The 12,510-nt window shown below is 43.3% G+C and carries 14 protein-coding genes and 1 pseudogene; 4 read left to right on the forward strand and 11 right to left on the reverse strand.

The genetic code is table 11. The annotated features are described in order from the left end of the window. A partial coding sequence (locus HWQ36_RS25070; RefSeq protein ID WP_292707797.1) for a hypothetical protein occupies positions 1–248 on the reverse strand: 248 nt, incomplete at its 3' end. 188 nt (positions 249–436) lie between these two features. Here HWQ36_RS25070 and HWQ36_RS25075 point away from each other — a divergent pair. Next, on the forward strand, positions 437–832 hold the full coding sequence (locus HWQ36_RS25075) for a hypothetical protein (RefSeq protein WP_292707800.1): 396 nt from the start codon (positions 437–439) through the stop codon (positions 830–832). Beyond that, complete coding sequence (locus HWQ36_RS25080) at positions 822–1,253, forward strand: HNH endonuclease signature motif containing protein (RefSeq protein ID WP_292707802.1); 432 nt, start codon at positions 822–824, stop codon at positions 1,251–1,253. Before HWQ36_RS25075 ends, HWQ36_RS25080 begins: the two co-directional genes overlap by 11 nt. Before the next feature lie 151 nt (positions 1,254–1,404). Here the strand turns inward: HWQ36_RS25080 and HWQ36_RS25085 are convergent, their stop codons facing one another. From HWQ36_RS25085 to HWQ36_RS25100, 4 genes and pseudogenes are all read right to left on the reverse strand, one after another. Then, a complete protein-coding gene (locus tag HWQ36_RS25085; RefSeq protein ID WP_292707805.1) occupies positions 1,405–1,692 on the reverse strand; it encodes a hypothetical protein in 288 nt (95 codons plus the stop codon). A gap of 388 nt (positions 1,693–2,080) precedes the next feature. Beyond that, a pseudogene (locus tag HWQ36_RS25090) lies at positions 2,081–2,597 on the reverse strand (hypothetical protein). Positions 2,598–2,648: 51 nt separating this feature from the next. Next, the gene (locus HWQ36_RS25095; protein WP_292707808.1) at positions 2,649–3,065 is read right to left on the reverse strand and encodes a hypothetical protein; all 417 of its coding nucleotides are present in this window, start codon (positions 3,063–3,065) and stop codon (positions 2,649–2,651) included. 229 nt (positions 3,066–3,294) lie between these two features. Next, positions 3,295–4,308 carry a ParB/RepB/Spo0J family partition protein gene (locus HWQ36_RS25100; protein WP_292707811.1) on the reverse strand — a complete coding sequence of 338 codons (1,014 nt, stop codon included), beginning with the start codon at positions 4,306–4,308 and terminating at the stop codon, positions 3,295–3,297. A gap of 254 nt (positions 4,309–4,562) precedes the next feature. On the opposite strand from HWQ36_RS25100, the gene HWQ36_RS25105 reads away from it, so the two are divergent. Beyond that, positions 4,563–5,690 carry a transposase gene (locus HWQ36_RS25105; RefSeq protein WP_292707814.1) on the forward strand — a complete coding sequence of 376 codons (1,128 nt, stop codon included), beginning with the start codon at positions 4,563–4,565 and terminating at the stop codon, positions 5,688–5,690. 108 nt (positions 5,691–5,798) lie between these two features. Continuing rightward, complete coding sequence (locus tag HWQ36_RS25110; RefSeq protein ID WP_366829655.1) at positions 5,799–6,167, forward strand: hypothetical protein; 369 nt, start codon at positions 5,799–5,801, stop codon at positions 6,165–6,167. 230 nt (positions 6,168–6,397) lie between these two features. Here the strand turns inward: HWQ36_RS25110 and HWQ36_RS25115 are convergent, their stop codons facing one another. The 6 genes from HWQ36_RS25115 to vnfG form a co-directional block, all read right to left on the reverse strand. Continuing rightward, positions 6,398–7,741: a nitrogenase component 1 gene (locus HWQ36_RS25115; RefSeq protein ID WP_292707817.1), complete on the reverse strand. Its 1,344-nt coding sequence runs from the start codon at positions 7,739–7,741 to the stop codon at positions 6,398–6,400. Next, positions 7,690–8,061: a hypothetical protein gene (locus HWQ36_RS25120; RefSeq protein WP_292707820.1), complete on the reverse strand. Its 372-nt coding sequence runs from the start codon at positions 8,059–8,061 to the stop codon at positions 7,690–7,692. Before HWQ36_RS25120 ends, HWQ36_RS25115 begins: the two co-directional genes overlap by 52 nt. Before the next feature lie 43 nt (positions 8,062–8,104). Further along, positions 8,105–9,625: a nitrogenase component 1 gene (locus HWQ36_RS25125; protein ID WP_292707822.1), complete on the reverse strand. Its 1,521-nt coding sequence runs from the start codon at positions 9,623–9,625 to the stop codon at positions 8,105–8,107. A 241-nt stretch (positions 9,626–9,866) separates the two neighbouring features. Continuing rightward, the gene (gene vnfK / locus HWQ36_RS25130) at positions 9,867–11,252 is read right to left on the reverse strand and encodes a V-containing nitrogenase subunit beta (RefSeq protein ID WP_292707825.1); all 1,386 of its coding nucleotides are present in this window, start codon (positions 11,250–11,252) and stop codon (positions 9,867–9,869) included. Positions 11,253–11,362: 110 nt separating this feature from the next. Continuing rightward, entirely contained in the window at positions 11,363–11,641 is a 279-nt protein-coding gene (locus tag HWQ36_RS25135) for a hypothetical protein (RefSeq protein ID WP_179076541.1), read from the reverse strand. 140 nt (positions 11,642–11,781) lie between these two features. Then, on the reverse strand, positions 11,782–12,510 hold a 729-nt coding region (gene vnfG, locus HWQ36_RS25140; protein ID WP_292707829.1), incomplete at its 5' end, for a V-containing nitrogenase subunit delta.

Raw genomic sequence — 12,510 nt, forward strand, 5'->3', positions numbered from 1 at the left:
CAAAGTCCCAGCCGATGACGCATAAGCCACGCAGTAGAATGATTGCTCCAGTCAGCCCCTTTAATCTCAACCCCAGACATGAGATCCACCAGCACTGCTCTGAGTCCAAGCCGATGACGCATCAACCACGCGGTAGAATGATTGCTCCAGTCTGTGCAAATGGCTAATCGCTCCCGTTCCGATTTATCGCGTTCGGCAACAATAGCCGGTGGTGGAATAAATTCTTGTCCCTGGTCATCAGTGACCATTTCCCCAGGCGTTGTCAATATTGCTTCAAGTGCGACAATCTTTTTAATTCACCGCCCCCCATCGTCTTTTTCCACGAGTTCAGGGGTTACGCTCATCCCATAAGTATCCTGTATGAATTCTTGATTAAATCGAAAAAACCGTCCAGTCTTAGTACAATTTGATTAGACATAGGTAAGCGTGATCTTCCATGACTCCAGCAACCGATATTCGTAGAAGAGCGATCGAACTGATTGAGCAGTTGTCAGAAGAGCGGTTAACTGCGGTAGTTCAATTATTAGAGTTTCTGTCTGAACCCTCTAAGTTTGCTGCATCCAATCCGATTGAGTTAGCCCTGGTTGAAGTCATCCAACGTCGCCTGGCTCCTAATGAGCAGAAACAACTAGAAGAGTTACGCAAACGCGGTGAGTGGGGGGAACTCACCGATATGGAACATGAAGAATTGATCCAGTATGAGGATCAGCTAGAACAGTGGAGGGTAGAACGTCTGGAAGCTCTTATGGAATTAGCAAGGCTAAGGAATATGGATTTGCTGACCTTGAATCGTCAATTGGTGTCGGAATCGAAGTTATTCCATGCCGTTTGAATCTGAGAGAGTATCTGCTGCAATGCGACGGACAGTAGCCAGTAGAGCCAGAAATCTTTGTGAATATTGCCGATGTCCAGAAGAATTTTCTCCTGATAGCTTCACTATAGAACACATCAAACCCCGTCAGGCAGGTGGAGAAACGATTGTAGAAAATTTAGCTTGGTCGTGTTATGGCTGCAATGGTCGAAAGCATACCAAAACCAGCCATTGCGATCCAGAAACAAAACTTGAGGTGGGACTGTTTCATCCTCGTCAGCAGCTTTGGTCAGAGCATTTTAGCTGGAACGATGATTTTACAGAGGTTATTGGTAAAACTTCCTGTGGTCGAGCAACAGTGTCAGCTCTGCAATTAAATCGGGTTGGAGTCGTTAACTTGCGTCGCCTTTTGACCTCGGCGGGACTGCATCCACCGCCATAAAAATGTTGGTAGTGGTAAATATCTAGCGATCACCAATTCTCATTTTAAGGTTTCATGATATTAAACCCCTTGCAGCAGGCAGGGTTGATAAATTCCTAACCAATGCAGCGATCATCCCTGTAATTAATTGGGAGCTTTGTGAGGATGTGACCTACACCCCCACCAACCAATCGCACACCACAGACGTACACCCACTCCCAAAGTTAACCCAAACCTGCCACTGCCCCAAGCAGCCATTCCAGTAAGGCTCACCATCAGCCACCCCAATAGCCTCGCCAATTGTGGAGACTAACTCACTGTAGAAGTCCCCAGCGCTATTTAGCCCAAGCTGCATTTTCACTATCAGCCCCTTCCATCGTTGAATAGCAATATTTTCTGGGGTATGTGGTGCTGTGTCACTGAGTGGTGTTGCAAAGACTATATTATTAGTGCCTGGCACCAAATCAGAATTGTGGGATATGGACAGTGATGTTGTGTCAGTTACTGGTGTAGTTATATGCACCCTATATAGGGGTCAAAATGTCCCCAAAATCCTGAATTGTTGTTGGGGTATATATAGCCCCTATGTAGCCCCCATCAGAATTTTTTGAAATCTTTTTTATAACCCAGCAGAAATTAAATTAGATTGTTGTTGACTCTTTGATTTATACTTTACCATCAATTTTTTGTTGAAAAGTAATTCAGTTTTGATCTCTAACTTCTTGCTGACTACGTAACGAGTGGGTTACTAAGCTGTTCCACATTTAACTTGCATATCTTGGTGGGCGAGATGCCCACCCCACCAAAAAAATACAATTTCAAATTATGCAAACTAGATGTGGTTTAGCTTACTTGCTTACAGGTTCAGCTTTCTCTACTGAATTATCATTCACACCCAAAGTCAATTCCAAAGGAGTTCTCTGGGGGTAAGCTTTTACTACTTGCCGATAAACATCATAATTAGTAGGTAATGTCTGCTGAGTATTACCTACTCCATAGGTCAGGAAAGTACTTTACATCTTTGATCAATTCAGGTTTTCCTGCCTCTTCTTGAGGTCTTTTACGTTGTTCAACTTCATCAACACTTGGTCGTGGCGGTAAAGTAGGCCACCATAGCCCTCTATCATCTGGGCCAACAACTGCTCCTGTCGGTTTCAATCCATTCCGATTCAACATTGAAGTATTAGCAAAGGTTTCAATGCGTGGCTGTGGTTGACTTGTTAGGTTATTCGCATACTTGACTTGCCAGGAGTAACTGGTGAGTGCTGTAGCTTCATACTGTTCAGCAATAGTAGTGCTGCAACTAGTTAGTGTCAGTGCCGTTAGTGCAGTCATTATTGAGGGTAAAAATCTCAGCTTTTGCATTATCAGTTGTAAATATCTTTCACCAATCACTCTTGAAGAGGGAGTGTGCCATCATTGCTGCCAAGGTGAAGGAATCGCTGTTGTTGAAACCACCTGACCCGTTGTTAATCTAATCGCCGTCTGCTCACAATTAGGACATTGGACTTTCACCTGAATTAGTGAAGGATGACCTTTGTATTCTCCCATTACTGGTTCCCCAGTAAACTCGCTAATTATTCCTTGCTGACAGTGCCAACACTCGAATACCACGCGCCCCACTTGTTTATCGCAGTCCAAAAACTGGATATGTTGACAGCGTTCTGGCGCTAACTCTTCTTCTTCATCGCTCTTTGTCAATTGACCCTGTTGCTTGGGCTGTTGCGGTAATTTAGATTTTCTCTTGTCAGCAGAGGTACGTTTGGCTTTACTTTTCTCTAAATGTTGCGGTTTTTCAGCAGCGTTTGTCTTTGACCTTACAAGAGGTATCACCTCTGCTTGGGCTGGCTGCTCAACTGACGGCAGATCAACACTGGGAGTAATGTCAGGCTGAGAGGTTGGCTGCTGTTTCTCTACTGGTTTATAAGCAACAAGGTCAAGAAGAAGGGCTTTGATCGTTGGATTCGGCTTGTGGTAATGGTCTTTTTGACGGACGTTGAGTAGATTTCATGGACATCTTGATTTCAGTGGACTTGCCGAACTAGTAGTTTCCAATTTTCTGTTAATCCGCTAACAATGATTCTAGTTGTTCTAAAAGACTTGCAATCTTCTTAGCTTTTTTGGGATCTGACCACTGTGAAGACTTTAATATTTTCTGAGATATGTCTTGAAATTCTCTCTTCAAAGAAGGAGGCTCCTGATCCTTCGTCTCTTTGATCCAATCACGAATATCTGCTAAAGACAATTTCTCAGCAATCGCTTTTTTCAACAAACTAGCTCTCTTAGCTTTGTCTTTCAGTGTAGCGATCGCTCTAGCTTTAGTGTATTCTATTTGCCCAGAACGTAGTACTTCTATTACGTCAATTGGCATATTCAGTAGAGGTAGCCGACTGACGCGAAAGCTTTCTGGTGATAGCTTACCTACCGTCATAAAGACACTCTCTACAATCTCCCACTGCTTGCGGAAAACGTTTTCCGTGTTTTCATCTGACCACTCAACTTTCTTTTTATCTAAATGTGCTTTCCTGTTCAATAAAGCAATTACTTCTTTGACAGTACAATTCATTTGCCAGGAAAGTAAATTTAGTATTCCTTCTGTTTCCTCTATTGGATTTAAATCTTCTCGTTGTAAATTTTCCAATAAGGATAGCTTTAGAGCCGAAGCGTCATCAACGTTTAATATCAGAGCAGGAACTTCCATTAAGCCTGCATTTCGTGCCGCACGATAGCGACGCTCACCCGCAATCAATAAATACTTCCCATCCTGCTCAGGACGCAACCACAATGGTGATTGCACTCCCACTTCTTTGATAGAAGCAGTTAACGTTGCAAGTTTATCTATATCGAAATAACGGCGTACTTGTTCTGGATTGCAAACAATTTTATCAATTGGTACAGCGAATTTAGCAGTATTATCGTCAATGCTCTCACTTCTGAAGAGTGCTTGTAATTGAGCATTTAGTGATTCTAGTTCAGCAATACGCTGTTGCGATTGAAGTAATTGTTCTTCAAATTCTGCTACTTGTGCATTAGCAGAGAAATAGTCATAACTCTTATTTTGTCCTTTGGTTGTCACCCTTATCCTCCTGCAATATAGCTGATAATTCTTGGCAGATAGGATGAAGATCCTTGATAGCTTTATGTGTTGAGCGATGCAAATGCAAAGGGATGCCTTTTCCAGAAGCATTACTGAATTCGCAAGAGTAGCGGACGTGCGGATAACATTTTATCTTCAAAGGCGATCATTAAAACCAGAAGTTATCCAACAAAAGCCCCTGAGTCACGATATTAGTCACATATCTTTGCATCGTCCCCAGGCGAAACTCACGCTTGACTCCCCATGAGTGGTTTGAACGTTATGGACGTGCGTTAGAAGAGTACCGTTTACCCAAAGGGGTGACTGCTCGATATAAATTAGCTGAAACTATTGGTAATGATGGGATGCAGCTATTAATAGCCATATACGAAGAAGAAACAACACCTCAATGGCTGCGGCACATACCAGCAATAGAAATTCTCCGCCAAACTTGGGTGCATCAATACTACATAGATTATACAAATGTTAAAGACTCAGAACCAGGTAAATTATGTTGGCGTAACGTAGCAGATTTACCCCCGGCAGGGCAGCATTTTGACTCTCCTTATGATACTGATGCCCGTTACGGTAACAAACGCACCACAACCTGGACTGGTTACAAGGTACACATCACGGAAACTTGTAATGCTAACGATGTCCATTTAATTACAAATGTGGAGACGACCCCAGCCCATCTCTCCGATGTAGACCAAACACAACCAATTCATTTATCTCTCGAAGAAAAAGGCTTGTCTCCAAAAGAGCATATCGTAGATGCAGGATACGTAGATAGTGAATTACTGGTAAAAAGTAAAATTGATTTTGATATAGAACTTATTGGCCCAGTACGCCCAAATGTTAGTTGGCAAGCGAAAACGCCAGGTGGGTATGACATTAGCCAGTTTAAAGTTGATTGGAAAGCAAAAACAGTTACATGCCCTCAAGGACAAAAAAGTACGACTTGGACTCCGGCAATTGATAATTGGGGCAATTCAGGAATTAATGTCAAATTTCCCTCCAAAGGCTGCCGCAACTGTGATTTCAGACACTTATGTGTCAAGTCAAAAAGTCAAAGTGAGCCAAGAAAATTAAGATTGCGCCCACAAGAAGAACATCAAATCCTTCAAACTATCCGTAAACAGCAGGAAACTGATGAGTGGAAAGAGCGTTATAATACCCGTGCTGGTGTTGAAGGAACTTTATCACAAGCAATAAATGCTTTCGGTTTACGGCAAGCACGTTACCGCAACCTTCCAAAAGTCCGGTTACAGCATCAAATTACAGCTGTTACCATCAACGTTGTTCGCATGGTGTCTTGGTTAAATGGGATACCTCATGCTCAGACTAGAATATCGCAGTTTGCTGCACTACGTGTTACGTAAAGACTGCAAACACTCATAGCTTTTAATCAAAAATTTCCATGTAATACACGGTTGATTTTGGCTTAGAGCTTTTTTAAAATATCCGTGTATTACATGGTGGAAATATCTATGAAAAAAATGAAAAGGGATATCCAAGGTAAGTTTGCGCTCAAGAACGATGACTACCGTGAAGTACGTTCTTTGCGACTAACAGACGATACTTGGAAGAAATTAGGTATTGCCTCTGAATGTTTAGGATTAACCAGAGCAGACTATCTGGAGGAAATAATTAACAATGAATTCTCACCGTGTAATACATGGGAGGACTCAGAACTTCTTCCATGTATTACACGGCAGGAGGAGGAATTAGAGAGACTTAAAGCGCAAGGAAAGAATCTTCAAAAAGAAAATTCCCCACAGAAAGAACACTCCGCCGTTACTTTTGTTCATGACATTGTGGATTTTGAGGCAATACGCGTTAGCGGAGCGGCGCGTTAGCGCTTCGCATTTTATTTGAATTAAAGTTGGGGCGGCAGGCTTCTGGTTATAAAACAGCGCAAAAAGCCTTAGATAGAATGATTGCAGAGCTAAAATTTTTGGTTGACAGCCTCTAAATCACCCAAAAAGCTATTTCTAAAGCAAAATTCAACATCTTCCAGACATCGCGCTTCCTTTGTTAGCAATGTGAAGAAATATTTCGCCAACAGCATCCGTTGATACTCACACCCCTATGTCCAATGAATCTCTTTGGAACGAAAAGCTCTATCCCAATCGTTAGCAATCACCTCCATTATATTGATCATGCCTTCATAGCCAAAATATGGCTTATCAACATAAGTTTCTCTGTTAGTGGGGCTAAATACATCAAAAGCAATTTTGATTCCTAGTTCCTCTGCCATGTATTTTTCCCATGCCGAGCCAATGACAGCATCAACATCAAACTCTTCTAAAGTCTGTTTTACCTGATAGCCATCTGCCGAAAATATTACGCGGGAAGTAAGACCGAGGCTGTGCAGTTCTCGCTCCAAAATTGAACGAGAATCAGGCATCGCCGAGCGAAATAATAAGACTTCTGGAATCATCTCCAATTCTTCAAAGAGCATTCTGACCAGTCCAATGCCAAGCGTCCCATCCGCAGAGATGGCAATTCTACAGTTACGATATCGGGGAATAATCATCAATGCTCGTTTACGAAGTGTATCTACAACCATTTCTTCGCCTTGTTTGATGATTGGCTCTACTTTTTCATCTATCTTGAAATGTGCCGCCAATGCCTTCAACCATCGAGTAGTGTTGTTTACACCTATTGGTAAAGGTATATCATCAAGGATCAAAGGGATGTCATGGGTCTGTTGCATTTTCCGAGCAAACTTATACCCAACATCATGACTGAGAACAATATTGGCTGTTGCCTCACCAGCTAGCTCCAGTTCTTCAAATGAGGTATTATGAGAGAAGACAGTCTGTACTCTAATCCTCAAAGATTTTAAAATCTGCGTTACCCATTGCAAATCAGCCCACCAAGTAGGATTAAGATTTGCCTGTGGCGCAATGATATTTACAATCCTTGGCTTCCTGCCCCTTCTCTTGGTCTGCCTTTTTTTGATAAAAGGAAGTAAAGCCTCCAAACCCATCTCCAAGCCATCGTAAGCATTGCCCCGAAACCCACCAGCCATTAAAGGAACGAGTTTGGCTTTGATATCTGGCTGAAGCTGGTTGCACAATCCCGCAATATCTTCACCAATGATGTCTGCCGCGCAAGTCCCAACGACAAACATCACCTTAGAATCAAAAGATTGATCCGCCTCTTTAATCATCCCTCTGAGTTTATCAGACGCTCCCATCACAATGTCTGACTCAAAAAGACGAGTACAACCTACTTTCCGCTTGGTGAAATCAACCTCATGAGCATCATACCCAGCTGCGACAGTGGACGCACAACCCTGTGGAGACTGAATCACAATACTAACATCTTTAATACCAGCAACTGTAGTTGCAATACCTTCAAGGGCACAGCCAACTACTGGGTCTTTACTATGGTTACAATTGTCAAAAGTCGTTTCAGCAGACATTTTTCCTCCTGTTTCTCTAAGGCTTGACTATGGTAAATGCGTTTCACGCAGCCTGTAGCAACTTCTGCCTTGACGTTTCCGTGTTTCGCGTAGCCTGTAACGGCTTCTGTTTTCCCTGTAGCGACTTCTGCTTTGACGTTTCCGTGTTTCGCGCAGCCTGTAACGGCTTCTGTTTTCCCTGTAGCGACTTCTGCTTTGACGTTTCCGTGTTTCGCGTAGCCTGTAAGAGCTTCCGTCTTCCCTGTAGCGACTTCTGCCTTCCCTGTAGCAATTTCTGTCTTCACATTTTGCACAGCCTGTAACGACTTCCACTTTGACATTTTAAGACAGTCGCTACAATTTTCTTGTAATCCAAAATTGGTATTACTCGTTCATACATTTTCCCCGTCTTTTCTCTGCATATACAGTACAATCAGGCATGTCTTGAGCTAATTTTCCGCTTAGTGATTGAGTAGATGCTAACCCGGAATTTTTAGGGAATACCATTTGCTTGGTTAAAGCACTCCGAGGTCTAAAGCCATATTGAAGTGCTGTTTTAATACACCTTGCGACCTTTAAGGCTCCGCGATAGCCAAATCTGGGACGATTTAAGATAGCATTTAAATCGACTACGGGAATATGGGGGAAACTCAAGGAAGAACCAAAATAAACTACAGATTCTGCATCAAGACCACCAATGAAATCCAGTAATTCATCTTCCGTTTGTTTCATGGACTCGTACTTGCCAAAGGCCAGTGTCCCTTTCGTAATCAGGATTTCTGGGTCTAACCCTGTTTCCAACAAATAATCTACACTGGTTTCTCGTGCTTCTGTACTCCAGGGATGGAAATTATAGATTACTACACGCATTCCAAAATCACGATCCAACATGTGAGCAAGGGATAAGCACTTGATAGCATCATGTCCTTCGATAATCGCTAACTTCCCTTCTATATAACTCTTAGCTGCTTCAAATTCAATCTTGATTGCGGCATATTCCTTTTCCATTAGGGCAGCGGCCTGTTCTTCCATCCCTAAATATTTTGCCGCCCCTTCGAGCCATTTTTCTGTAGCGCTGATTCCGTATGGAAGGATAGTAGAATTTAACGGCGTACCAAACTTATCTGACATGGCTTTGCCGATGGTATAGCCAAGATCCAAACATAAGGTACAGTTGACTGCTGCACTCGGTGCTTGCTTGAGTTCTTCTAATGTACAATCACCTGCGATGACGCTGTGAACTCTTGCCCCCATTGCTTCTATCAATCGCACCAATTCTTTGACATCAGTTTCAACTTCCGTCCTTTCAGGGCCCATCTTCGCGCCCACAATATTGACAGCATCGGCTAGTTGTGCTTTCCGCTCTGGAGTTGGCGGCTCCATAAAGTCTACGATTTGCCGAAATACGATATCAAATCCACTGCGATACTCCCCGGCGAATCCTTCACAATGTATCGTCATGATCTCAGCATCGATTTCGTTGCGGGCTTTATTCACTACGTCATCAACACAGTCGCCAATAATACCAGACGCACAACTAGTAGCAACAACGATCGCATCAGGATGGTATTTTTCATCTACTTCTCGAATCGCGCCTTTTAATTCTTTTTCCCCTCCAAAAATTACCGCCTTCTCACTCATGTTCGTAGTCACCACGGGTTCATAAGGGGAACCACTATTGCGGCTATTAGTCAGCTTGTATGCCCGCTTAACTCCATAAGCACAGCCACTCGGCCCGTGAGAAATGACGATCGCATTTTTAATCCCACTTAAAATCTTCGTTGCAGTCCAAAATTTACAGGGGCGGGTATGACTACCTTGTAAACTGGTCTTGATCTTACCTTCTTTTGCCAAGCGATAAAGTTCGCTCAAGTTTCCGTAAAATACGACATTCTGATCTATCATGATAGCTCTCCAAATATTTCATCTTTTTTAAACGCAGAGGGGAGGCAGCGCGTTGCGGGGGTTCCCCCCGTTGTAGCGACTGCCGTCGCGCTGAGGTTGGCGCAAAGGAACGCAAAGTTTTGAATAGAGGCTCCAGCACTCAAACTCTGCGCTCCTCTGCGTTTTACTCTGCGTTCCTACCCTGCGGGAAGGCGTTCGCGTAGCGTCTCGTAGAGAAGCGCCTATGCGTTGAAAATTCAATCTACCAGACGTTTAAGATCCACTCGCGATCGTGCTTGTTCTCCATATCTGCAAACATGGCGTTGGCAATGTTATCTGCTAGCCATTCTGCTCCTTTGTAGCCAATAACAGGATATTTCCACAGACCTGCACGGTCAAAGCTGGGGAAACCTACCCGAACCATCGGAATTTTGTTGTCGATAGAAATATACCGACCCTTGGAATGACCTAGAATCAAGTCAATTTCGAGGGATTTATCTGTAATGCGGCGCTCTAATTCCCAAAGGTCTGCATTCCAGATAACTTCGATATCACAAGCTGCTTGCTTCTCCAACTCGGCAATTCTTGGGTCTTTGGTGCAGGCTTTGTTGTCGTCTCCCAACAACATCAGCACTGGCTCTAACTCAACTTCTAAGCAGAACTCTGCTAGACCAATTACTAGATCGGGATCTCCGTAAATAGCTACCTTCTTGTTGGCGAAGAACATGTGTGCGAGGTCTGCGATCGCATCAATAGCTTTACCCCGTTCTCTGACTAAAGATTCTGGTATTGGTTTACCAGTCATTTTGCTGATATTTTGCAGCCAGATGTCGGTATTTTTGATCCCAATTGGTGTTGGGCCAAGAATTGCCGGAACTTTGAACTTCTCTTGTAAGAATTCGGCTGAACTGCCTCCTTCATATTTACATAAGGCAATAGTTCCCAACGCATTGGCAGAATCAGCGATGTCTTCGATGGTTGTATTGCCAAAGGCAAAACTTGTCTTATCGGGCATAGTGGGCGCATCGAAGGTTTCTGTATCCAGTAAAATGTTTCCTGGAACGTCCATCTCTTTTAAGATGCGCTTAACTTCAATGACATCTCCAGGGTTAAGCCACCCAGTAATGATGTTCAACTTGCCAGTTGGTTCGCCTTTTTTTGCTAGGCTAGAAATAATTGCGTGTACGCCGACATTATAGCCAGTGACTTGAGAGCCTTTGTAACTGGGGGTATGTACAGGAACAAGAATAACCTTGCGATCGGGATAGTCTTTCTTTAACTGGGCGTTGAGCTTGTTAATGGTTCCTTCGATATCATCCCCAATTGTCTCAGTTGAACAAGTCGTAATAATTGGGATAATCCGTAAATCGGGATATCGTGCTACTAAGGTCTTTACGCCTTCCTCAATGCGTGGCTGTCCTCCAAGAACAGCACTATTTTCATGGAGTGAAGAAGAAGCAATGTCGAAATTTTCCTTCAAATGCTGGGCAAAAAGGAGACGAACGAACATACTACATCCTTGTCCTCCATGCACCAGGGGAATACAATCTTTGATTCCGATGGAAGCGTATTCAGCCCCAGCAGGCTGACAGGTAAATATAGGATTGATGATTCCCTTGCGTTCTTTCTGTTTTACGACTAAAGACATTCTCTTGACTCCTATGTGGTAAAAAATTGCGTGATTTTGTTTGGCGTTGCTGAACGAAGATATGAGTTGTCTTTTTGAGCTTAAGAAAGTGGAGCGATGTCTGTGGCAAGCTAAAGCTGCATCCAACCAAGAAGCAAGCTACTCATAGCATCGATTACAGAAGAAAAGTAGAATTGAATTTCATGAAAATCTTGAAAGCTAGATGAGATGCTTCTGTAGTCAGACACTATGCGGACACTACGTTTCTTAGCAATGCTTTTGGTGTAGCCCGTCGCAGCGTTAGCGTTAGCTTGCCGTAGGCATCGCTCTCTACTCTGCAAGTCTCTACTCTGTAAGAAAATTTCTGCACAAACACTAACAGGATGACTTGACTCTAATTCATGCTCCAATTCAACAACGCCGTTCGTTTGTAGGACTTACGCAAAAACTCTCTCAAACTCTCTTCCCCCGTGGCCTCTACGTCCTCTGTGGTTTGTTTTCCTTACCTTTGCGTAAGTCCTAGTTTGGTTGAATTACCGATCGAATTGCTTTAATAAAGCGAATAATGTAATTCACCATTCTTCGACTTAGTTATTACAATATCGACCAGCATTGCCTTAACAGCTTCCAGTACAGCCTTTTTTTGCGAGTTCTCCATGCTATTTAACCATGAAAACCTAATTTCCAGGTCAGCCGAAAGGATCTTCGCATCTGCATAAAAACCCCTGTCAATCAAGGTTTCCAGAACTACCTTTTCTCCAGTCAAGATTTGGGCGGTCATATTGAGAACACCATTGATGTTTTCTTCCCGATCCCATGCACGAGAGTGAAACTGCCACAAACACCGTTCTTGAATTAATTTTGTGACTTCCGCAGCTCGTTCTTGAATGTATGACGCGATTTCCTTAGCTTGCACTTGAACTTGTGGCGCAACTTCTTTAGCTTGTGGTTGAACCTGTGGCGCAACTTCTTTAGCTTGTGGTTGAACCTGTGGCGCAACTTCTTTAGCTTGTGGTTGAACCTGTGGCGCAACTTCTTTAGCTTGTGGTTGAACCTGTGGTGCAACTTCCTTAGCTTGTGGTTGAACCTGTGGTGCAACTTCCTTAGCTGGCTGTTTAACCTGTGAAGTGGCTTCCTTAACTTGCTGTTGAACTAAAGAAACCACTTGCTCAGATAGCTCTTTGGTTCCTTTACCGTTGCCATTACCATTGGTACTTGGCAGATTTTGCCCACCACGGATATCAGATTGAGCGAGTTTCATCAGAGGAGAGTAAATGGC

Source organism: Nostoc sp. NMS2 (genome assembly GCF_017115105.1).
GTDB lineage: Bacteria > Cyanobacteriota > Cyanobacteriia > Cyanobacteriales > Nostocaceae > Nostoc.